The organism is Halobaculum sp. MBLA0143, assembly GCF_041361465.1.
In the GTDB taxonomy this organism is placed as follows: Archaea; Halobacteriota; Halobacteria; order Halobacteriales; family Haloferacaceae; genus JAHENP01.
The window spans coordinates 2,339,078-2,359,343 of the sequence record NZ_JBGKAC010000001.1 but is presented as its reverse complement, the minus strand read 5'-3'; the positions used below and the strand labels follow the sequence as shown (position 1 = coordinate 2,359,343).

Genomic DNA, 20,266 nt, shown 5'->3' with positions numbered 1-20,266 from the left:
GTCTCGCATAGGTAACACGCGGGGTGCGCACGGCCGGCGACGGCCGGGCTCCAACGTGGGCCGGGGCCGGGCGGCGGAGCGTGCCGACCGCAGCAGACGAGGGAGAACACAGATGTCAGAGGCACGCACACGACGCGAGGGCGAGGCTGTGACGCGGGACCTCACGGCGTTCCAGCAGAACATTCTCGCCATCCTCGCCGACGAACCGATGTACGGACTGGCGATCAAACGCGAACTGGAGACGTACTACGACGACGACGTGAACCACGGGCGGCTGTATCCCAACCTCGACGATCTGGTGGAGATGGGGCTCGTCGAGAAGAGCGAGTTGGACAAGCGGACGAACCAGTACGCCCTCACCGACGCCGGACGCGAGACCGTGCTGGCTCAGATGGAGTGGATGCTCGACAACTACGTCACCGGGTCGGAGCGACGCGGCGAGATCGAGCAGCTGCTCGACCACGTCGGCTGACCGGGCCCGTCAGATCGGCGGGGTCGTCCCGGCGGCGTCGAACACGTACCGCACGGACTCCCGGACGACTGCTCGTTGCCGCTCCGTCGGCCAGGCGTTCCGGGGGTAGTACTCGGTCAGAAACTCCTCTACCTCCGCAGCCGTCGCCGTCTCCACCCGCTTGGCGTAGTGGTTGCCGACGAAGTCGGCGAACGCCCGCGCGTTCCGACGGTGTGTCGAGCCGTGTTCCGCGCCGACTGCGGTCACGACCTCGGCGTTGTGCTCTTCGACACGGTCCCACTCGTCGGGGTCACCCGCCCCGGACAACAGGAGTTCGTACGCGCGGTCCGTGTCGCTCACGTTCGTCGTGTCCACGGTACCGTCGTCGTCGACCCACTCGCTGGGGTAGACGACGAGTGTGTCGTCGGTCTCGCGCACCCGGCTGACGAACCCGTGGTCCGCCAGCCGTTCGTCGCGGTCCGTCCGGTAGGCGGTCGCCTCGTCGTCGTCCGTCGCCCGGCGGGCCAGTCGCGTCAGCCGCCGACAGTCCTGGACCAGGTCCGCCGGGAGTTCGTCAGACCCCGTGTCTGCGACGCCGGCCCGCTCGCGTGCCGCTCGTGTCGCCGCCGCCTCGTCTGCCTCGGTGTCACTGTCGGTCATCGAGTGCCTCGTTGGCCAGTTCGTCGGCGCGCTCGTTTAGCTCCCGCGGAACGTGCTCCAACGACCACCGGTCGAACCGTTCGAGGAGCTCTCGGACCCGGACGCGACGCTCGCGGAGCCCGGGGTCGTTCGTGTCCCACTCCCCTCGCACCTGACGGACGACGAGCTGTGAGTCGCCTCGCACGTCGGCCTCCTCTAGACCGTAGTCGACGGCCGCCTCCAGCGCCCGCGTCAGGGCCGCGTACTCCGCGCGGTTGTTGGTCGTCTCGCCGATCCGTTCGCCCCCCTCGGCGGCGATCCCGTCGCTCGTCACGATCGCCCAGCCGACCGCCGACGGCCCGGGGTTCCCCCGACAGGCGCCGTCGAAGTAGACGTGCCCGCGACCGCCACCCTCGCGCAACGGGAGCGTCAGCGCCTCCGGGTCGCTCCCCTGGACGACCACCTTCCCCTCGTAGGCGACGGCGGTCGCGCCCTCGCGGTCCGCCCGCCACAGTTCGTGGTCCGTGTTGCCCGGCTCGACGGTCACGCCCGTCCGTTCGAGACGCTCGCGCGCCGCCTCCGGGTCGCAGTCGACGACTGGCACAGTCGTCACTCGGCGACGACGCTGCCTGAACGTTGCGGCTCACCCCTGGCCGTCCCAGAACCGTTCGAGGCCGAACTGCAGCATGTCCGGCGACACCGTCCGGAACTCCTCGCGGGCCGCCGTCGGGAACAGTCCCCGGACGGAGTTCCACGACTCCCGGGCGTACCGGGCGTCGACGAGCACCCGGACGCCGACCTCCTCCGGCCCGCGGATCACGCGCCCGATCGCCTGTCTCGCCTTCCGAACCGCCGGCACCGTCAGCGCGGTCTCGAATCCGTCCCGAGAGAACTGCGTGTCGTACGCCGTCCGGACCGCAGACACCGCCGGCGACGCCGTGCTGACGATGGGTACCCCACAGATCACCGCGGCCGCGAGTCTGTCACCCCGGTAGTCGACACCCTCCGTGAGCGTCCCGCGGATGCTCGTCGCCAGCACCTTCGCCTCCCCGTCGAAGAACTCCCCTTTCAGCGCCTCCGTCGCGGCGTCGGAGCTGGACTCGTCGGACAACACCGGCCGGTCCACCCGCTCGCCGAGCACGTCCGCGATCCAGGCCGCCTCCCCGTAGCTGGGCATGCCGACCAGGACGTTCCCGGGTGTCGTCTCGACGACGTCCACGACGGCGTCGACGTGGGCCTGTCGGGCGCGGTTCCCCTCCGGGTCGCCCGGCGGCCCGCGATTCTCGTAGGTGAACTTCGGGGCGTCGACCGCGAACGACGCCCTGTTGTCCGGCGGGAACGACAGCCCGAACGTCTCCTCGACCACCGGACGGCCGGCGTCTTCGAGGTAGTCGAGCCCCGTCACCTCTCGGAACACGTCCGTCGGCGCGAGCGTTGCACTCATCAGGACGCCGCCGCCGAACTCCGCGAGCCGTTCGCCGATGGCGTCGGCCGGCACGCAGTTCTGGAGCGCCAGCCGGGCGTTGTACTGCCGGCGCCAGGAGTCGGGTGCCCCGGTCTCGTCGAACGTCGGCTCCAGCTCGATCTCCCGGAAGTACGACTCGTGGTCGAACTGGAACCACGCCGTCACGACCCGGCCGACCGTCGGTGCGGCCCGTTGGCGGTCCTCGTCTTCGGCCTCGTCCAACACCCGTTCCACGACCGCGCCGACCGCCGCCGCCCGCGACCACACTCGGTCGTCGTAGCCCGCCTGTCGCGCCCACTGGCTGATCGCGTCCTCGGCCGGCGTCTCCGGGTCACGCAACGGCACCTCGTACGACTCCAGTTCCTCGGGGTCGGCGTCCGTCCACTCCGGGTGGACGGCGTCCAGGTGCCGTCGCACGCGGTCGTCCAACTCCTCCCGGAGGTCGCGGACGAACTCGCGGAGTCGTCGGAGGTCGTCCAGCTCCACGCCGGCGTCGTCCAACTCCCCCCGGACGAGGTCGGCGTCCGTCGACCCGGCCGCCTCCTTCCCCTCGTCTTCGAACGCGACGGGCTGGATCACCCGGGTGAGTTCCCCCTCGGCGTCCCGGAGCGTCGTGTCACCGACGCCGTCGGAGACGAGATCCCGCACCCGCGGCTCCAGCATGTGCGCCTCGTCACACACGAGGAACGTCTCCTCGTCGATCAGCCCGCCCGTGAACGCTCCCGCCGTCGTCGGATCGAAGGCGTGGTAGTAGTTCCCGACCACGACCTCCACCTCCGTCGCCAACGCCCCCATGACGGAGTGGGGACAACTACCGTGCCCGGCGGCCAGCCGGACGAGTTCCGGCGTGTCGACCACGCCCAGCCCCTCGGTGTCGAACGGCACTGCGCCCGCGGGGTCGTCGTCTGCGTGCCCGCTGTCCTCCAGATACTGGGCGTAGAACGGACAGTACTCCGTGCCGTTCGCGTCGCCCGCGGTCGGATCCGTGCCGTCGGCGTAGTGTTCCGACGTCTCCGGGAGGTACGGCGTCGGCTCCCCGGCGGTCTCCAAGAACGGCGTCCGGTCGTTGCCGGTGTCGGCGATTCCGGTCTGTGCGCGGCGCGCCTCCTCGGCGAGCGCGCCGGCGCTCGTCTCCCCGCCCTCGCCGGTGAGTCCGCGCGTCCGGTCGCGCAGCCCCTCACACCGGTCGTACACGTTCCGGTCGTCGATCCCGGCCGCGTTCTCCCGCGAGTACGGACACACGTCCGCCTTGCCGACGAGGGTCAGCGCCGAGACGGGCTCGTCGTCCGGCGGGTCGTCGTTGATCGTCCGCACGTCCGCCTCGAACTGCCGCAGTTGTTGCTTGACGCTCGTCAACACGAGCACGCGCTCGAACTCCGTCTCCGGGTCGCGCACGAGATCGACCCCAGCCGTCAGCGCCAGCATCGTCTTCCCGGTGCCACAGGCTCCCTCCAGACAGACGTAGCCGTCGTCGCGCGCGGTCGACCGGAGTAGTTCGATCCCCTCCTCCTGGGCCGCGTACGGCTCCGCGTGGCCGAACACGCGCCGCCAGCCGTCGCTGTCGGCCTCTTCCGTCGCTCCGCGTGTCGACTCCCCACCGCTCACGTTCGGTCGTCGGGACGGCACGGATTCAATCCGTCGGTGGTCCCGGCTCCGTACTTGAACGTTCGCATCAACTGGACTCTTTAGTCCCAGAGGATTGAGCAACTGATACATGTGTCTGGCCTGGAAATCAGGCAGAAACGATTACAACGTAGTAAACGTTTTGACGCTGTGGTCTGTAGGGTGCAATGGATCGCAATGTCACGACCTTGCTTAGTCGGCTGCGATCCACCCTAGCGCCCGTAAGGGCGTGAGGCATGCGACAGCGAACCCAGTCCGGCCGGTAGAGACCGCCGGTCGCCGAAAGGGCTCAGGCATGGTCTCGTCTAACCCTTTGGAAACAAACGTTAACCACTCCTGAGTGATAATAATTTTAATTAATATAGCAAGCCTGGTTGTCAGCGAGTAACGACCGGGAGTGACCCCGGACGCCTACTTCTGCTCCTCACCGATGTACATCCCGACGGCGAGGGTGATCAAGCCCCGACCGAAGGGGACACCGGCGAGCAGCAGCACAGTGCCACAGGCCGCGATGGCTGCGGGAGTGCTGACATCGAACCCAGGCATGGTTGTCTAACCCTTACGACGGAGGAAACCGCCGGTCCCATACGGGACAATAGTCCCAAGTGTTGACTACATTATAAATGCACTGCTAGCAGCCTCCATAGGAACAAACCACGATATAAACTGTTTATGATAGAGTAACTGGGGGGTCTTAGCTCAGACACCACCTACACCGGTGTCCTGTATTCACTCCCCCAACTCCACGTCCGCCCCGATCCCCGCCAGCGTCTCGAAGAACCCCGGGAACGACACCTCGACGTGTTCGGCGCCCCGGACGGTCGTCTCCCCGTCGGCGACGAGCCCGGCGACCGCCAGCGCCATCACGAGCCGGTGGTCCCCGCGGCCGTCGACGGTCGCGCCCGACAGCGTCGAGTCGTCGCCGTGGACGATCAGCGCGTCCGCCTCCTCGGTCACGCTCGCGCCCAACCGGTCGAGCGACTCGGCCATCGCCGCGACCCGGTCCGTCTCCTTGTACCGGACGTGTTCGGCGTCGACGATCCGGGTGTCGCCGTCCGCGACCGCGCCCAACACCGCGATCGTGGGGAGTAGATCCGGCGTGTCCGCGACGCTCACCTCGACACCCGACAACGGGGCGCGCGCGACCGTCAGTTCGCCCGCCTCGCGGTCCCAGGACACGTCCGCGCCCATCCGGCCGGCGATCTCGACGATCGCGGTGTCGCCCTGCGCGCTCGGGCGGGCACCCTCGATCACGACCGGCGCCTCGTCGGCAGCGACGGCGCCCGCCGCGAGCGGGTACGAGATCGACGAGAAGTCGCCCGGGACGGCGTAGCGGTCGGCGGCGTACGTCTGGCCGCCGGCGACGGCGAACCCCGCGTCCGTCCGTTCCGTCTCGACGCCGAAGTCGGCCAACAGTTCGCGGGTGATCTCGACGTACGGCGCCGACTTCAGCGCCGTCTCCAGTTCGATCTCGACTCCCTCCGGTGTCACGGCGCCGGCCATCAGCAACGCCGTGACGAACTGCGAGGACACGTCGCCCGGGATCGACACCCGACCGCCGTCGACGAGCGTCTCCCCGCGGCCGACGACCAACGGCGCCTGGCCGTTGTCTCGAGTGGAGTCCGCGCGGCCGCCCAGACTCTCGACGGCCGCGAGCAACGGTCCCTGGGGGCGCGAGCGGAGCGACTCGTCGCCCGTGAGCACGACCAGTCCGTCTGCGAGCGCGCCCGCCGCGGCCGTCAGCCGCATCGTCGTCCCGGAGTTGCCACAGTCCACCACGTCCGCGGGCGTCTCCGGCCGCCCGTCGAACCCCTCGACCCGAGCGACCCCGGCGTCGTCGTCCCAGTCGACGGTGCCGCCGAACGCCGTCACGGCGCGAGCGGTCGCCGCGGGGTCGGCGCTGTGGAGTGGTCCCGCGACGGCGGTCCCCTCGCCGTAGCCGGCGGCCAGGAGTGCACGGTGAGTGTAGCTCTTCGACGGCGGCGCCGTCACGCGGCCGGCGACGGTCGACGGCCCGATGTGTGCGTCCATGCCGCTCCGGTGTGAGGGCTGGGGGAAAGCCGTGTCGGACGGTGCCGTCGCCGCTTGGACAACGGCTTTCCGCCCGCCGGCCCAGTGTCCGAGCATGAATCCCGACTTCGGAGCGGTCGACGACGCGCTCGCGGCGGCGGACGCGGACGGCTACCTCGTCTACGCCGCCTCCGAGGAGGCCACCCAACGGTACCTCTCCGGGTTCGACGCCCCGGACCCGTTCGTCACCCTCTACACCCCGGAGACGGTGCGACTGCTCGTCTCCGGGCTGGAGTACGGCCGCGCGAGCCAGACGGCCCGCGCCGACGAGGTGTGCCGGTACGCCGACTACGACCGCCAGGCGCTGATCGAGGAACACGGCGAGCGGCTCGGCACGGCGAAGGTGTTCGCGTCGTTCCTGTCGGAGGCGGACGTGACGAGCGTGCTCGTGCCCGAGCGGTTCCCGCTGGGCACCGCCGACGCGCTCCGCGAGGTCGGTGTCGACGTGGCGGTCGACGAGGACGACGCCGTCGGCGAGGTGCGCGCGATCAAGACGGACGAGGAAGTGTCCAACCTCCGGGCGGCACAGGCCGCCAACGAGGCGGCACTCGCCCGAACGGAGGAACTGCTGTCGGCCGCGACCGTCGCCGACGACGGCACGCTCGTCCACGACGGGGAGCCGCTGACGAGCGAACGGGTGCGCCGGGAGATCGAGATCACGCTCCTCCGCCGGGACTGCGCGTTAGACGAGACGATCGTGGCGTGTGGCGCAGACGCGGCCGACCCACACGAGCGGGGCAGCGGCCCGTTGTCGGCAGACGAGCCGATCATCGTCGACATCTTCCCGCAGGACAAGACGACGAAGTACCACGGCGACGTGACACGGACGTTCCTCGTCGGGGAGCCGACCGCGGAACTCCGACGACGCTACGACCTGACACACGAGGCGCTGACGGCGGCGTTGGACACGCTCCAGGCGGGCGTCACCGGGAGCGAGGTCCACGACGCCGTCTGTGACGTGTACGAGGGAGCCGACTACGCGACCTTCCGGTCGGACCCGACGACGGAGACCGGGTTCATCCACTCCACCGGCCACGGTGTCGGCTTGGAGGTCCACGAGTCGCCCAGTCTCTCCCCCCGTGGCGAGGAACTGCGCCCCGGCCACGTCGTCACGGTCGAGCCGGGACTGTACGACCCCGACCACGGCGGCGTCCGGATCGAAGACACCGTCGTCGTCACGGAGGACGGCTACCGCAACCTCACGGACTACCCCGTCGAACTAGTCGTCGACTGATCCGGTTCACTCCCCGCTCGACACACGTCGCAGTCCGAACGCGACGACTCACTCCGCGCCGAACTCGTCGAGCGTCGCGTGGAGGTTCTCCTGTACCTCCGACACCGGGGCGCTCTCGGCGTCCAACTCCAACTCCTCGACGGCAGCGGCACCGACCGGGTCGACAGTCTCTGCCGGAGTGTACACGCCCAGCCGCCAGCGCTGGTGTTGGACGTCCCGGAGCGCGGAGACCAACGGTGACTCGTCTTCCAGCCGCCGGACTTCGTCGTTCACGATCACCTCCGAGGTGGACTCTCGCATCGCTGGGTCGCGTTCCACGTCGACGATCACCTCGCGGGGGGAGACGTCGGCCCGGTCGGCGATGGCGTCCTCGGCCGCCCGGATCTGGTCGTGGTCGAGCTTCCGAACCCGCTCGGGCACGTCGTCGTACTCCGCCCACACCGCTCGTTTGAGCAACGATCGCTCGTCGTACCGGCGGGCGAACGCCGCGGTCGCCTCACACCGCCGCAGCGCCGTCAGGAGGTCGTAGTCGTCCCACCGGCGCACGTCCCCGGCGGTCCAGTCCGTCGCCTGGAGCAGCCGTTCCGTCGCGCGCCGGAGCATCCCCTTGCTGATCCGAGCGGTGTGTTGGGTGTAGACGGTGGGGTTCATCAGCGCCCGCGCCAACAGCAACGACTCCGCCGTCTGGACGTTCCCCTCCGCGAGCACCAGGTCGCCGTCGGCGAACGTCAGCTCCCGGATCAGTCGTTCGTGGTCGATAGTGCCGTACGGGACCCCGGTGTGGTGGGCGTCACGGACGAGGTAGTCCATCCGGTCGACATCGAGTTCGCCGGAGACGAGTTGGCCGTACCGACCCTCGCCGGAGACGAGTCCGGCGACTCGCTCGGGGTCGATGTCGTGGTCCCGGAGCACGTCGCCGACGGCCGACTCCGTCAGGATGTCGGTCACGTCGTCGTGGTACAGTCCCGTGCGGCGGTGGATCAGCGTCTCGACGTTGTGGCTGAACGGCGCGTGACCCACGTCGTGCAGCAGTGCGGCCGCCCGCACCCGCTCGGCCTCCCGGCCCTCGACGCCAAGCGACGCCAGCGCCCGGTCGGCGAGGTGGTACACCCCCAACGAGTGTTCGAACCGGGTGTGGTTCGCGGACGGGTAGACGAGCTTCACCGTCCCGAGCTGGGAGATCCGGCGGAGCCGCTGGACCGGCGGCGTGTCCAGTAGCTCCGCGGCGACGCCGTCCACCTCGATGTGGTCGTGGACGCTGTCCTTGATCGTCGGCACGGGCTGTGGTTCGGCGGCTTCGTACAAAAAGCGTCGTGGCCTGTGGCGACCACAGTACGTCGTCACCCTTAACCTCGCGCCAGCCGACGGACAACGTATGTTCGGAGGCGGCGGCATGGACCCGCGGAAGATGGAACAGATGATGAAACAGATGGGGATCGACATGGACGAGCTGGACGCGGAGTCGGTCGTCATCGTCACGGAAGACGAAGAGCTCGTCTTCGACGCCCCGCAGGTGACGAAGATGGACGCACAAGGCCAGGAGACGTACCAGATCGTCGGCTCGCCGGACACCCACCAGGTCGCCGGCGACGACGACGCGACGCTGGATGCGGGCGACGACGCGACGCTGGAGTCGGGTGACGACGACGCGACACCGGAGTCGGGCGGCGACGACGCCACGACCGCGGACGCGATCCCGGACGACGACGTGGAGCTCGTCGCCCAGCGGGCGGGCGTGCCGCCGTCACAGGCCCGCGAGACGCTGGCCGAGGTGGACGGCGACCTGGCGGCGGCGATCTCGGAACTGGAGTGACACGCTCGTTACTGCTGGTCCACACGGACCCCGACTCCGACCGGGAGTACCTCCGGGAGCGGGGCGCGGAGCTCCAGACGGACCTGGGCGTGCTCACGGTGCCGGAAGACGCCGAGCCGGGCGACAGCCTGGAGACACACCTCGGCGAGGAGTTCCGGGTGCGGCGGCTGCGCGGCCCGGACCTGTTCGACCACTACGAGCGGACGGGCGCACCGATGCTCCCCCGAGACGTGGGGCTGATCGTCGGCGAGACCGGCGCTCGGGCGGGCGACACGGTGTTGGACGCCGGCACGGGCACCGGGGTGTTGGCCTCCTACCTCGCGCGACTCGGCGCCGAGGTGGTCACCTACGAGGTCGACTCGGAGTTCGCCGACGTGGCGCGCGACAACGTCCGACTCGGCGGCGTCGCGGACGCGGTAGACGTGCGGACGGGCGACGTGACCGACGAGCTAGACGCCCTCGCCGACCGCGAGCCCGGCTTCGACCTGGTGACCCTGGACACGGCGGACGCGCCGACGGTCGTCGCCCGGGCGCCGGCGCTGCTCCGGCGCGGCGGCTTCCTGGCCGTCTACTCCCCGTTCGTCGAGGACGCCCGCGAGGTCGCGCTCGCGGCCAGAGACGCGGGCCTGGACGGCGTCGAGACCGTAGAGACCATCCAACGAGAACTCGACGTCGGCGACCGAGGCACCCGTCCGGACACTGCCGGCGTCGGTCACTCCGGCTACCTGACTTTTGCTCGGTCGATATCGAATAGAGGGAATTGATTAACCCCCGGAATCTACCGGGGTGTATGTCACGAGACGAACGGCCACGGGGCCACGGCCGGACGACCGACGGCCGTGACGGAGTGTTGTGTGTCTCACCGCCCGCCGAGTTCGCCAGGTCCCTGCTCGGTCGCCTCCACGAGACGCGAATCGACCGGTCGACCCCGACCGTCGGCGGTGACGTGGACGTGACGGAGTACGTCGCCGCCGTCCCGTCGGTGGCGGACGGGTCGACACCGATCAGACTCCTGGTGTCGGAGCCGAGCGCGCTGCTCGGCCGGTTCGTGACCGCCGCCGTCGCGTCCGACCTCCGGGCGGACGACCACCTCGCGGTCGCGGCCGCAGACGACCTCTCTCAGCGGGTGACGGTCGCGGACGGCGCAGTCCACGCTCACCTCCGCCCGACCGGCGAGCTCCAGTCCGTCACCGCCCGGACGCCGTCGCTGTGTCGTCGCCTCCACGAGCGGTACGACCGTCGGTGGGCGGCGGCCGAGCCGTTGGAGCCGTCGACGCCGGGCTGGCGAGAGCTGACGAACACGTTCGTGGAGGCGTTCCCCGACGCCGGAGAGACGCTGCGGATCGTGTTGGCCGACGCGCCCGAGCTGCCGGTCAGCGGCACGTTCGACGTGGTGACGGTCGTCGGACTCGTCGCCGCTCGTCACGGCCTCCAGACGATGGCGGTGTCCGAGTGGGCGGAGTCGATCGGCCTCTCCAGCCGAACGGAGCTGTCCCGGGTGAAGTCGCGGCTCGTCGACCGCGGGCTCGTCGAGACGGACCGGGTCCCACAGGGGGTCGGCCGCCCGCGACAGAAGCTGCTCGTCGACGCCGACCGGCTCCGCGACTGTCCGCCGGAGGATCTCCTGACACACGCTCGGGCGCTGTACGACGGGGCGACGGAGACGGTGGTCGACGGCGACTGAGGCCGATCACTCGACGGCGGTCGACGAGTCGTGCCGGACGGGTCACTCGACGGCGCCGATCAGCGTCGTCAGCTCGTCGTCGAAGCGTTCCGGCTCCACCGCCGCCGCCACCGCCTCGCCCGTCTCCGGATCTCCACTCCCCCTGACGGCCGTCGGGTACGCTCCGCCGGCCAGGAGGTACCCCTCGTCGGCCGGCCGGACGGCGACCCGGGCGCTCGTCCGGACGGACACCGGCCCCGGGTCGTAGACGGCCTCGTAGCTGGCCACCCGCGCGTCCCTGTCGGCGACTGTCTCCCAGCGTGTCCCGCGCTGCCGGACCCGTTCGAGCCCGCGGTCGGCCAGCCGGTCGGCGAACCCGTCGTGGGCGCGGTCGGCGACGAGCCGGGTGAGCGCCCGCGAGGGGCCGGCCCGTGGCGACAGCGCCAGCCGCGCGGCGACGAAGAACCGCCACCGGCCGGACACTCCCGCGGTCTCGGCGAGTCGGTCGTGCAGGTCGTCGTCGTCGTACACCACGGTGTGGGCGTCGACGGTGACCACCCGGGCGTCGAACGGTCGCGTCACCGTCGCCTCCGTCTCCCGCCAGCCCGCAATCAGGGCCGCCGGGACGGCCGGTCGGTCGACTCCCATCGTCTCGGTCTCGGTCGGCAGCGGGATAACTTCGGTGGGGCGGCGTCGCTCCGCGGCGAACGGCGGGCGACGACGGCCCCCGGGAGACTCTTGTCGACCGACGGCGAACCCGGGGTGTGAACGAGGCGACGCTGTCGACGATCCGGGTGTACCCGGTGAAGGCGTTGGATGGGCTGACGGTCGACGCCGCGACGCTGCGGCCGGACGGGAGTCTCCGCCCCGACCGCGTGGTCGCGCTCGTCGACGCCGACGGCGACTACGTCAACGGGAAGAACGAGCGGGCGGTCCACCGGCTGTCTGCCGACTACGACTCCACCGCCGGAACCGTCCGGCTCACCCCACCGTCGGTCGAGGCGGCACCGACCGGGAGCGTCCCGTCGCCGGCGACGTTCCGGGTGCCCGGACTCGCCGACGGCGACGCAGGCGAAGAGGAGACGGACAGTGACGCGGGCGAGGAGGAGACGGACAGCGACGCAGGCGAAGAGGAGACGGACAGCGACGTACGCGGCGGTCCGGACGCGTTGGCCGAGTGGGTCGAGACGTACCTCGGCTACGAGGTGCGAGCGGCCGTCACCGAGCCGAGCTACCCGGACGACACCGCCGCGAGCGGGCCGACGCTGTTGTCCCGGGCGACGCTGTCGACGGTCGGCGACTGGTTCGACCTCTCCGAGCGAGCCGTGGCCCGACGGTTCCGACCGAACCTGGTCGTCTCGGGTGTACCGGCGTTCTGGGAGGAGAGACTGTACGGCGACCGGTCGGAACGCGTTCGCTTCCGGGTGGGCGACGCCACACTCGATGGCGTCGGCCCCTGTCGCCGGTGTGTCGTCCCGGCGCGCGACCCGGACACCGGCGCCGAGACGGCGGGGTTCCGCGAGCGGTTCGTCCGGCGGCGCACGGAGACGCTGCCCGACTGGAGCGACGGCCCGCGGTTCGAGGGAGCGTTCCGGCTCGCGCTCAACACGGTCGTGCCGCCGGCCGGGCGAGAGAGCCGCCTCGCAGTCGGCGACCGCGTGGTCGTGGACGGGGCCGTCCCGGCGGCGGAGGCGTGACCGGCGGCGCTACGACTCGTCGGACTGCTCGGCGTACTCCGCGGGCGTGTACGTCGTGATCTCCAGGGCGTGGACCTCCGTCGTCATCGCGTCGCCGACGGCGTCGTACACCATCTGGTGGCGGTCGACGATGCTCTCGCCCTCGAACGCCGGCGACACCACGACCGCGGCGTAGTGGGCGTCCTCCTGCTCGTCGTCGTGAACACGCGGGCGGGTGACGGTCGCGTCGGCGTCCGGAATCCCATCCTCCACGGCTGCCGCCACTGTCGACTCGTCCATACCGACGGTGGACGGGCGACGAACAAAAGCGGGACGGCTCGCGGCAGACTCTTGTCACCGCCGCCCCCGACGACGAACGTGCCCGACGGCGACGACGCACTCGACGACGCCCTCTCCGACGGCGACGACCCGACCGCGCGCGTCCGGCGACGAGTCCGCGAGCAACACCCGGAGACGCTGGATCGGGTGTGGCGCGCCGCCGACGCGGTCGCGGACGAGTGGACCGCCCCGCCGAGCGACAGAACTGGCGTCACGGAGCCGTTCGAACGACGGCTGACGAGCGACGACCGCGCCGGCCTGCTCGCCGTGTTAGAGACCGCAGCCGAGGCGCTCGGGGCGTCGCTGCCGGCCGACCCCGTCCCCGCACCCCCGTACCTCGTCGTCACCGCCACCGGACCGATTCTCCGCGCGACGCTGCCCGACTGCCGGCTGGTCGTCGAACTGCGGGCGTTCACCGTCTCGCGCGCGAGCGACGGTCCGGCGACGTACCGCCGCGACGACGACCGAATTCGCGTCCGGCTGCGATGACCCGCCGACCGCGGCACACCCCAACACGAGGTCGAGAACGGCGGCCGAGCGTCACGTCCAGTCGTCCAGCCCAGTCTGTGTGAGCGCGTCCGAGAGGCGATCGAACCCCGCCTCCACCTCCGAGGCCGGCACCTCCCACTCGTCGGTGACGTACGCCCGTGCGGCCTCGACGTCCGGCGAGACGGTCGTGTCGAACGTCGCGTCCGTCACGGGCGGGTCACGGAAGAACTGCCGTACCGCGTCGGCGTTGGCCACCGTCGCCCCCTCCGCCTCCAAGGCGGTGAACAGGTCGCCGTGCTCGTCGAGGAGACGTACGGCCGTCTTCGGGCCGACTCCGGAGACGCCCTCGTTGAAGTCCGTCCCGCACAGCATCGCGGCGTCGATCAACTGCTCGCGGGTGAGGTCGTGGCGTTCGAGCGTGGCGGACAGATCCATCACCTCCGGGTCGTCGGAGCCGGTCAGCTTCCGGATCGTCCGTGGCCCGCCGAACAGGAGCACGTCGTAGTCCTCGCTGCCGACGTAGTCGACCGCACCGGTCGCGTTCATGTGAGCCGCCTGCGCTTCCCCCTCCGCGGGCGCTTCGACGACCGGTACGTCCAGCAGTTCCAACAGCTCCCGGGAGGTCTCCTGGATCGTCTGGGTGAGTCGTTGAGTCTGGGCGGCCAGCCGCGCGGCCTCGACCGTGTCGCCGCGTTCCTCGGCCGCCTCCCGGCGTTCCTCGGCCGCCTCGCGCTGTTCGCGGCGACGCTGCACCTCCTCGTCTTTCAGCTCCGTCACCCCGCCGTCGAACACGAACACCGGCGTGAGGTCGTGCTCGAAGAAATTCGGCAGCCCCTGGGCGATCCCGATCAGGTTCGCCACCTCCCGGCCGTCCGCCGTGGTGTACGCCTCGTCTGCGGTGAACCGCACGGTCGTCGTGAGGTAGCGGTACAGCCAGTTGTGTGCGTCCACCGCCACCACCCCGGAGAGGTCGTCGAGCGACACCGTCCGCAGGGCTGCGATGTCGCGGAGGTCGGCGTTTCCCATGCCCGTCGTTCGGGCGGGCGACACTTCAAGCGTCGCGGTTCGCGCCTCGGGGACGCGCTCGTCCGTCCCGAGACAGTCAAGTGCGACAGCGCTCTACCGTGTCTGTGCGTGTCACCGACCTCGGCGGCGACGACCCCTCGTACGCCGTCGTCGCCTGTCTCCACGGCGACGAGCCGTGTGGTCTCCGGGCCGTCGAGCACCTGCGAGCCAACGAGCCGGAGCTGGCGGAACCCCTGCGGCTCGTCGTCGCCAACGAACGGGCGATAGACGACGGGTGCCGTTGCGTCGACGAGGACCTGAACCGCGCGTTCCCTGGCGACCCGGACGGGGACAGCCACGAGTCGCGGCTGGCGGCCGACGTGCTGTCGGCCGTCGAGGGCCGGACCGTCCTCGACCTCCACTCCACCGTCTCCGGCTCGGAGCCGTTCGCGGTCGTCGGTCGGACGACCGACCGTTCGCTCGCGCTCGCTGCCGCGACCGGCACGGACCACGCTGTCGACGCCGGCTCCCTCGGCGGTGGACTCCTGTCACACGTCGACGGTGTCGCCGTCGAGTGCGGGCTGAGCGGGTCGGAGGCGGCCGCCGGCGTCGCCGTCCGGGTGGTCGCGCGGTTCCTGACCGCCGCCGAACTCGTCCCGGAGCCGTCGGCACTGCCGACGGGCGACGCGGTCGCTCTGCCCGAGACGACGCCGGACCACGGGCTCCCGGCGCGCGGGACGACGCCAGAACTGTTCCGGATCGTCGGCGAGGCCGGCCGGGCCGGCGACGTGTTCACCGGCGAGAACTTCCGACGGGTCGCCGCCGGCGAGGCGTTCGCCCGCCGAGACGGGGCGTCCGTCCAGGCCCAGGAGGCCTTCTACCCCGTGTTGATGTCGACGGACGGGTACGCGGACAAACTGGGGTTCCGTGCCGTCCGCGAAGGCCGACTCACAGCCGTCGAGTAACGAGACCCCTCTCTCGGGGAGCAGACCGGACCAGGTCCGACCGGCCCGGATCGATTCAGTTCGACTTCTCGTCCGTGTCGTCTTTGATCTCCTCTAGCTCCGCTTCGATCTCCTCGTTCGAGCCGGTCCCCCCGTCGTCCAGGTCCGAGAGGTCGACGTCGTCCGTCGACTCCGTCTCGGTCTCCGTGTCGGCGCCGTTGGTGCCGCCGGAGCTTCCCTTGCCCATGTCGGACTTGAGCGTCTCCAGTTCCGTCTCCACCTCGCGGTCGGCCCGACCCTGTTGGAGCTCCTGGTCGATCTCGTCGCCGTCCGCGAGCGCGTCGTCGAACGTGCCGGTCGCCTGGAGCTCGTCCATCGCCTCCGAGCGCGCCTCCATCTCCTCTGTCCGTTCTTCGGCGCGGTCGATCGCCCGACCCACGTCCTCCATCTCGTCGCCGACGCCGGACATCGCCTCGCTCACGCGGTTGGACGCCTCGGCGGCCTCGTAGCGCGCCTTCATCGTCTCCTTCTTCGTCTTGAACTCCTCGATCCGGCCCTGGAGCTGGTTCTTCTTCTCGACGAGCTGGTCTTGGGTGCTCTGGAGCTCCTGGATCTGTCCCTCCAGCTCCTCGATCTGGCTCATCTTCGACTTCTTCTTCTCCAACGCCTTCCGGGCGAGGTCCTCGCGGTCCTGCTGGACTGCCTCGCGTGCCTGTTCGTTGTGCTTCTCGACGTTGTCCTCCAAGTTGCGCTTCTGCATCTCCAGGCGCTTCTTCTGGGTCGTCAGGTCCGCGATGCCCTGTTTGACCTCCTGGAGTTCGTCGCGCATCTGCTCGTAGCTGTAGTCGAGCGTCTCGGAGGGGTCTTCGGCCCGGTTCAGGAGCGTGTTGATCTTCGACCGGACCACGTACGATGCCCGAGAGAGGATTCCCATGGTCGGTCATTGGGACTCTACCCAATAAATCCTAATCACACGTTTCACTCGCCCCCCGGTGGACCGACAGTCTCCTGCCCCTCCAGTCCCGACGAACGGCCGTGACCGACAGCGACACGGTTCTCGTCCCCGGCGGCCGGGACGTGCGGGCCAGTCTGGATCGCGCCGACGGCGACGCGACGGCCTGTGTCGTCGCCTGCCCCCCGCACCCACGACACCGCGGTCACCGTGGTGACGAGCGCCTGCGGGCGGTCGCCGACGATCTGACGGCCCGCGGTGTCGACTGTCTCCGCTTCGACTACGGTGACTGGGACGAGGGGTACGGTGAACGCGCCGACGTGCGAGCGGCCGTCGACTGGGCGCGCGAGCGTTCGGACCGCGTCGGGTTGTTCGGCTTCAGCTTCGGCGCGACGCTGTCGCTCGTCGTCGCCGGCGAGGCGACCGAGACGGGCCGCCGCGTGGACGCCGTCGCCGCGCTCGCGCCGACCGCCCGGATCGCGGACGATCTCGACGCCGTCGCGGCCGTTCCGGAGGTCGACGCCCCGACACTCGTCGTCTCCGGCACGCGCGACGACGTCGCCGACTGGGAGCCGGTCGTCGAAGCCGCCGAGACGGCCGGCGCCGAGACCGTGTCGCTCCCGGCCGACCACTTCTTCGTCGGCCAGGCCGGGACCGTCGCCGACCACGTCGCCGGCTGGCTCCCGGACGCGCTCGCGGAGAACTTCCAGAACGGACAGTGATCTCCGACACGAGCGACTGAACGTCGGCTGCGCGGCCGCGACACTGTCGGGAACGAAAACGTTTGTTCGAAACGACGGGGTCGTGTGTGACAGATGACCACTCTCACCCCGCTCTCGTGGACGAACGGAAAGGGTTATAGGTGTGTCCGGCCTCGTTCGAGTTGCTATGGCAGAAGGGAAGGTCGACTTCTTCAACGACACGGGCGGTTACGGTTTCATTGCGACTGACGACTCCGAGGAGGACGTGTTCTTCCACATGGAGGACGTCGGCGGGCCGGACCTCACCGAAGGCGAAGAGATCGAGTTCGAAATCGAACAGGCAGAGAAGGGTCCGCGCGCGACGAACGTCGTCCGCCAGTAGACGCTGTCTCTACGGACTTTCAATCACCAATTTTTTATACCTGCTAGCTCTGCTCATACTATCTAATATTTGGTGAGTGGCTCTGATACTGGGATATAGGGGCTATTAGTATCAGATATGCTATAGCCCTTTCCAACAGATTTTAACGAGAGGGGAGCCAGGACGATAATATGAGTACCTTGAATGACCTTTCTGATGAGTCCTCAGTAGATGCTGACAGCCGTCTGGAGTTTATCAAGTCTTACGATATAGCTAAAGAGGCGGTTCGAAGGTTCCTCCGGGCAAATAATATAAAAGCGGATACAGATCCTAACCGGTTCACGGCGACTGTCGTTGACGAGCTGTCTAGTGATCAGCTTACTGATCTCGTCTGCGCGTATAAGTATGCAAAATCAGGATCAACCAATTACTACGAACTCTCTGGACTGGACTCTGAGTCATTCAAGTCTATCGAAAGAACAGTCAAAAAGCACTTTAATCGTGACGATGATGCTGCTCCGAGGTACAGTGTTGAGCAGTGCGAAGAGATCAGAGGTAACCTCTATCTCACATTCTCATACACAGACTTCGTTGGACATACTGATCCAAAGACTATGCAGACGAGGTCCAAAGGCGTGAGCAAAGCGGTTCCAGTTGTATTCTATAGGAATAAAGAAGTGTATGAGGTGAGAACATCAAACGACAAAGTCGCCAAGGGGATCACTACAGGCATAAGGGATTCTTTCGGCCAGAAAGAGACGATGTCGGGGAGAATACGCATTGGTGATCTTATAAAGGATGATCTTGAAAGCCAGCATGTGGAGCGGTTTTCGTCGGTGAAGCTGAGACTCAGGGAGAATGATGATGAGACTGTTAGGGATGTATCTGCCACCTCCGGTCGGAGCAGCGGAGTGCGTGAGGATGTTCGAGAGGATTCTGAGTACGAGAAGTTAGTACAAAACCGAGGAGGAACAGTAATATCTGGGTATGCTGTGCTAGATGTGGGTGGGTTTGAAAGGGAAATACGCTTACAATTGAACTGGAAGGACCACAGGGTCAGCTTCCAGACCGTTGAGATGGAACAAGTGTACAACGAGGTGTTAGAAATAATCTATGAGCTTGTCAAAGAAAATAGAGGGGGTACCCGAGAAGGATCGGAAACGATTAGAAAGTTCACTTAATGAATTAGTGAAAAAGAATGCCTCAACTGCCACCGTTAGAGACCTCTCAAGTGAAGCTGGAATCGATGAAGAATACACTGTGGCTGTTCTCGAAGCTCTTGAGGACGAAGGGGAAGTACAAAGTATGGTTGAACTAAGCTGTCCAAACTGTGACTGTATATATTCAACCCATTCGACTCAATCGCTCCCAGAAGGGCATGTGAGATGCGATCTGTGCGGTAATCAGTTCGATAGTGCTGAGAAACGAAACTGGAGACTTACGTTTGAGCTGAGGTCCAATCACTACGATTTTTTTAGCGACTTCTCAGAAACGGTACGATACTACTGTATGGAGTCAGCTAGCATACCTGAGCCTGGATTAATATCTCTCTATGAAGATCTAAAATCGGTAGAAAGTCCCTCAAAGCGCGGAATAGAGCTTGACTACTATGTCGGAATAATATTTTCGCAGATAGAGGGTGTGAACGTGGTGGTAAAAGAACAGACGGAGACTGGCGAACTAGATGTCATAGTCAAAGGGTACAATCCGCCTGGGTGGTTTGCTGACTTCTTTGGCCTTTCAACGATGGTAGAGAACAAGTGGGAAAAAAGCCCAATTTCGCCGGGTTACGTACATCAGTTCTGTGGGCAGTCTGAAACATACATAACTGATTCTATTTGCAACAGAATATTGTTTATTAGTATAAATGGATTTACTGATAAAGCGATGAATGCAGCAGAAGGCCGCTCAATCCCAGTTTTCACTGTTGAGCAGGCGGGGTTCGAACGAGTGGTCAAATCTGGGGACCCAAGGACTTTCTCCAAACTCTAATTATACTCCCGCCAGCGGTGGCCACACTCGACACACTTGAAGAACCGCGTCGGCGGCTCGTCGGCGGAGGCGGTCTGTTTGAACGTGTAGTACGCCTCGTCGTGGCCACACTCCTCGCACTTGGTCTCCTCTGTCGGCTTCCCCTCGAAGTTGGCTCCCTCTTCTGTCTCGATCACGTCGTCCGTGCTCTGCTCTTCGGTGGACTCGTACGCCTCCGAGAGGCCGGCGTCCTTGTCGGCGGCCGTGCCGCAGTCGGTACAGACCATCTGGTCGCCCTGCGCGACCATCATCGAGCCGCAGTCGTCACAGAACTGCATCGTGGTCGGCATAACGCCAGCAGTCACATGAGCGTTGGTATCCACCACTGGGCAGAGGTGTGTCCGATCAGAGAGCCGAGTCGTCCTGCCGGCAGCGTCTCGTTCGGCGAGGCGGTTGCAGACGCCGGACCGTTCGACGGAGACGACGGGTCGCCGCCGCACGGCGTGTTCCTCGACTCGGTGGACGCCCGGCGCTCGCAACACCCCGAGGGGCGATCACTCGTCGCCGACCTCTACCGATCTGTATCCCTCGATTACTGACGGAGCCGACACCAGTGCGACTCCCAGGGCGACGAACACGTACACGAGCGTCGGGTACAACAGTCCCCCGTCGTCGGTCGCCGCGCTCACGACTGGAACGGCGACGATCGACCCGACTACGATCCCGGTCACGAGGTAGACGACCCCCGTCAGCGAGTCGGGCAGCTGTTCTACACTCGACGCGAGGATGTAAGCCAACGTGAAATTTTCGCTCGGAAACTCTCACGACCGGACGAGTGGGGGACAGACGTGACAGCCGCCACAGCTCCGT

General features: G+C 67.5%; 24 protein-coding genes. 12 read left to right on the top strand and 12 right to left on the bottom strand.

Annotated elements, in window-relative coordinates:
- Positions 1 to 112: 112 nt before the first annotated feature.
- Positions 113 to 472 (top strand): PadR family transcriptional regulator, encoded by a 360-nt coding sequence (locus RYH79_RS12235; protein WP_370899514.1) that lies wholly within the window; start codon positions 113 to 115, stop codon positions 470 to 472.
- Between the two features lie 9 nt (positions 473 to 481).
- On the opposite strand, the gene RYH79_RS12230 is transcribed toward RYH79_RS12235, so the two are convergent.
- From RYH79_RS12230 to aroA, 5 genes are all read right to left on the bottom strand, one after another.
- A complete protein-coding gene (locus RYH79_RS12230) occupies positions 482 to 1,111 on the bottom strand; it encodes a DUF7108 family protein (RefSeq protein WP_370899512.1) in 630 nt (209 codons plus the stop codon).
- Positions 1,098 to 1,694 carry a ribonuclease HI gene (rnhA, locus tag RYH79_RS12225; protein WP_370899510.1) on the bottom strand — a complete coding sequence of 199 codons (597 nt, stop codon included), beginning with the start codon at positions 1,692 to 1,694 and terminating at the stop codon, positions 1,098 to 1,100. The genes RYH79_RS12230 and rnhA overlap by 14 nt, the downstream gene beginning before the upstream one ends.
- A 39-nt stretch (positions 1,695 to 1,733) precedes the next feature.
- A complete protein-coding gene (locus RYH79_RS12220) occupies positions 1,734 to 4,160 on the bottom strand; it encodes an ATP-dependent DNA helicase (RefSeq protein WP_370899508.1) in 2,427 nt (808 codons plus the stop codon).
- 429 nt (positions 4,161 to 4,589) lie between these two features.
- Positions 4,590 to 4,724 carry a hypothetical protein gene (locus RYH79_RS12215; RefSeq protein ID WP_370899506.1) on the bottom strand — a complete coding sequence of 45 codons (135 nt, stop codon included), beginning with the start codon at positions 4,722 to 4,724 and terminating at the stop codon, positions 4,590 to 4,592.
- Positions 4,725 to 4,907: 183 nt separating this feature from the next.
- Positions 4,908 to 6,209 (bottom strand): 3-phosphoshikimate 1-carboxyvinyltransferase, encoded by a 1,302-nt coding sequence (gene aroA / locus RYH79_RS12210; RefSeq protein WP_370899504.1) that lies wholly within the window; start codon positions 6,207 to 6,209, stop codon positions 4,908 to 4,910.
- 94 nt (positions 6,210 to 6,303) lie between these two features.
- Between aroA and RYH79_RS12205 the strand changes: the two genes are divergently transcribed.
- The gene (locus RYH79_RS12205; protein ID WP_370899502.1) at positions 6,304 to 7,482 is read left to right on the top strand and encodes a M24 family metallopeptidase; all 1,179 of its coding nucleotides are present in this window, start codon (positions 6,304 to 6,306) and stop codon (positions 7,480 to 7,482) included.
- 48 nt (positions 7,483 to 7,530) lie between these two features.
- Here RYH79_RS12205 and RYH79_RS12200 read toward each other — a convergent pair whose 3' ends face one another.
- The gene (locus tag RYH79_RS12200) at positions 7,531 to 8,760 is read right to left on the bottom strand and encodes an HD domain-containing protein (protein ID WP_370899500.1); all 1,230 of its coding nucleotides are present in this window, start codon (positions 8,758 to 8,760) and stop codon (positions 7,531 to 7,533) included.
- 97 nt (positions 8,761 to 8,857) lie between these two features.
- Here RYH79_RS12200 and RYH79_RS12195 point away from each other — a divergent pair, with 97 nt between their 5' ends.
- From RYH79_RS12195 to RYH79_RS12185, 3 genes are read left to right on the top strand one after another with little or no spacing between them, the layout of a single operon-like run.
- Positions 8,858 to 9,295, top strand: coding sequence for a nascent polypeptide-associated complex protein (locus RYH79_RS12195; RefSeq protein ID WP_370899498.1), 438 nt, complete (start codon positions 8,858 to 8,860; stop codon positions 9,293 to 9,295).
- Positions 9,292 to 10,059 (top strand): methyltransferase domain-containing protein, encoded by a 768-nt coding sequence (locus RYH79_RS12190; protein WP_370899496.1) that lies wholly within the window; start codon positions 9,292 to 9,294, stop codon positions 10,057 to 10,059. Before RYH79_RS12195 ends, RYH79_RS12190 begins: the two co-directional genes overlap by 4 nt.
- Positions 10,060 to 10,085: 26 nt before the next feature.
- Complete coding sequence (locus tag RYH79_RS12185; RefSeq protein ID WP_370899494.1) at positions 10,086 to 10,979, top strand: transcriptional regulator TbsP domain-containing protein; 894 nt, start codon at positions 10,086 to 10,088, stop codon at positions 10,977 to 10,979.
- A gap of 42 nt (positions 10,980 to 11,021) precedes the next feature.
- On the opposite strand, the gene RYH79_RS12180 is transcribed toward RYH79_RS12185, so the two are convergent.
- A complete protein-coding gene (locus RYH79_RS12180) occupies positions 11,022 to 11,606 on the bottom strand; it encodes a DUF6517 family protein (RefSeq protein WP_370899492.1) in 585 nt (194 codons plus the stop codon).
- A gap of 116 nt (positions 11,607 to 11,722) precedes the next feature.
- Between RYH79_RS12180 and RYH79_RS12175 the strand changes: the two genes are divergently transcribed.
- Entirely contained in the window at positions 11,723 to 12,655 is a 933-nt protein-coding gene (locus RYH79_RS12175; RefSeq protein WP_370899490.1) for an MOSC domain-containing protein, read from the top strand.
- A gap of 9 nt (positions 12,656 to 12,664) precedes the next feature.
- On the opposite strand, the gene RYH79_RS12170 is transcribed toward RYH79_RS12175, so the two are convergent.
- Positions 12,665 to 12,934, bottom strand: coding sequence for a BolA family protein (locus tag RYH79_RS12170; protein WP_370899488.1), 270 nt, complete (start codon positions 12,932 to 12,934; stop codon positions 12,665 to 12,667).
- Positions 12,935 to 13,012: 78 nt separating this feature from the next.
- On the opposite strand from RYH79_RS12170, the gene RYH79_RS12165 reads away from it, so the two are divergent.
- Positions 13,013 to 13,462, top strand: coding sequence for a DUF7988 family protein (locus RYH79_RS12165; protein WP_370899486.1), 450 nt, complete (start codon positions 13,013 to 13,015; stop codon positions 13,460 to 13,462).
- Between the two features lie 51 nt (positions 13,463 to 13,513).
- Here RYH79_RS12165 and fen read toward each other — a convergent pair whose 3' ends face one another.
- Entirely contained in the window at positions 13,514 to 14,488 is a 975-nt protein-coding gene (gene fen, locus RYH79_RS12160; protein ID WP_370899484.1) for a flap endonuclease-1, read from the bottom strand.
- A gap of 104 nt (positions 14,489 to 14,592) precedes the next feature.
- Here fen and RYH79_RS12155 point away from each other — a divergent pair, with 104 nt between their 5' ends.
- Entirely contained in the window at positions 14,593 to 15,432 is an 840-nt protein-coding gene (locus RYH79_RS12155) for a M14 family metallopeptidase (protein WP_370899482.1), read from the top strand.
- Between the two features lie 55 nt (positions 15,433 to 15,487).
- On the opposite strand, the gene RYH79_RS12150 is transcribed toward RYH79_RS12155, so the two are convergent.
- The gene (locus tag RYH79_RS12150) at positions 15,488 to 16,345 is read right to left on the bottom strand and encodes a PspA/IM30 family protein (protein ID WP_370899480.1); all 858 of its coding nucleotides are present in this window, start codon (positions 16,343 to 16,345) and stop codon (positions 15,488 to 15,490) included.
- 101 nt (positions 16,346 to 16,446) lie between these two features.
- Here RYH79_RS12150 and RYH79_RS12145 point away from each other — a divergent pair, with 101 nt between their 5' ends.
- The 4 genes from RYH79_RS12145 (at position 16,447) to RYH79_RS12130 (ending at position 19,417) form a co-directional block, all read left to right on the top strand.
- Positions 16,447 to 17,085: an alpha/beta hydrolase gene (locus tag RYH79_RS12145; RefSeq protein ID WP_370899478.1), complete on the top strand. Its 639-nt coding sequence runs from the start codon at positions 16,447 to 16,449 to the stop codon at positions 17,083 to 17,085.
- Positions 17,086 to 17,251: 166 nt separating this feature from the next.
- A complete protein-coding gene (locus RYH79_RS12140) occupies positions 17,252 to 17,446 on the top strand; it encodes a cold-shock protein (protein WP_021046648.1) in 195 nt (64 codons plus the stop codon).
- A 170-nt stretch (positions 17,447 to 17,616) separates the two neighbouring features.
- Positions 17,617 to 18,606 (top strand): hypothetical protein, encoded by a 990-nt coding sequence (locus RYH79_RS12135; protein WP_370899475.1) that lies wholly within the window; start codon positions 17,617 to 17,619, stop codon positions 18,604 to 18,606.
- Positions 18,539 to 19,417: a hypothetical protein gene (locus tag RYH79_RS12130; RefSeq protein ID WP_370899473.1), complete on the top strand. Its 879-nt coding sequence runs from the start codon at positions 18,539 to 18,541 to the stop codon at positions 19,415 to 19,417. The genes RYH79_RS12135 and RYH79_RS12130 overlap by 68 nt, the downstream gene beginning before the upstream one ends.
- Here RYH79_RS12130 and RYH79_RS12125 read toward each other — a convergent pair.
- On the bottom strand, positions 19,414 to 19,734 hold the full coding sequence (locus RYH79_RS12125) for a transcription factor S (RefSeq protein WP_370899471.1): 321 nt from the start codon (positions 19,732 to 19,734) through the stop codon (positions 19,414 to 19,416). The two genes, RYH79_RS12130 and RYH79_RS12125, sit on opposite strands and share 4 nt — an antisense overlap.
- A gap of 216 nt (positions 19,735 to 19,950) precedes the next feature.
- Entirely contained in the window at positions 19,951 to 20,193 is a 243-nt protein-coding gene (locus tag RYH79_RS12120; RefSeq protein WP_370899469.1) for a hypothetical protein, read from the bottom strand.
- Positions 20,194 to 20,266: the final 73 nt, after the last annotated feature.

Bases quoted from the DNA above. Each gene is read 5' to 3' on its own strand.
- RYH79_RS12235 (WP_370899514.1), top strand. From the start codon at position 113: ATGTCAGAGGCACGCACACGACGCGAGGGCGAGGCTGTGACGCGGGAC.
- RYH79_RS12230 (WP_370899512.1), bottom strand. From the start codon at position 1,111: ATGACCGACAGTGACACCGAGGCAGACGAGGCGGCGGCGACACGAGCG.
- RYH79_RS12215 (WP_370899506.1), bottom strand. From the start codon at position 4,724: ATGCCTGGGTTCGATGTCAGCACTCCCGCAGCCATCGCGGCCTGTGGC.
- aroA (WP_370899504.1), bottom strand. From the start codon at position 6,209: ATGGACGCACACATCGGGCCGTCGACCGTCGCCGGCCGCGTGACGGCG.
- RYH79_RS12205 (WP_370899502.1), top strand. From the start codon at position 6,304: ATGAATCCCGACTTCGGAGCGGTCGACGACGCGCTCGCGGCGGCGGAC.
- RYH79_RS12195 (WP_370899498.1), top strand. From the start codon at position 8,858: ATGTTCGGAGGCGGCGGCATGGACCCGCGGAAGATGGAACAGATGATG.
- RYH79_RS12185 (WP_370899494.1), top strand. From the start codon at position 10,086: ATGTCACGAGACGAACGGCCACGGGGCCACGGCCGGACGACCGACGGC.
- RYH79_RS12180 (WP_370899492.1), bottom strand. From the start codon at position 11,606: ATGGGAGTCGACCGACCGGCCGTCCCGGCGGCCCTGATTGCGGGCTGG.
- RYH79_RS12170 (WP_370899488.1), bottom strand. From the start codon at position 12,934: ATGGACGAGTCGACAGTGGCGGCAGCCGTGGAGGATGGGATTCCGGAC.
- fen (WP_370899484.1), bottom strand. From the start codon at position 14,488: ATGGGAAACGCCGACCTCCGCGACATCGCAGCCCTGCGGACGGTGTCG.
- RYH79_RS12150 (WP_370899480.1), bottom strand. From the start codon at position 16,345: ATGGGAATCCTCTCTCGGGCATCGTACGTGGTCCGGTCGAAGATCAAC.
- RYH79_RS12140 (WP_021046648.1), top strand. From the start codon at position 17,252: ATGGCAGAAGGGAAGGTCGACTTCTTCAACGACACGGGCGGTTACGGT.
- RYH79_RS12135 (WP_370899475.1), top strand. From the start codon at position 17,617: ATGAGTACCTTGAATGACCTTTCTGATGAGTCCTCAGTAGATGCTGAC.
- RYH79_RS12130 (WP_370899473.1), top strand. From the start codon at position 18,539: ATGAGCTTGTCAAAGAAAATAGAGGGGGTACCCGAGAAGGATCGGAAA.
- RYH79_RS12125 (WP_370899471.1), bottom strand. From the start codon at position 19,734: ATGCAGTTCTGTGACGACTGCGGCTCGATGATGGTCGCGCAGGGCGAC.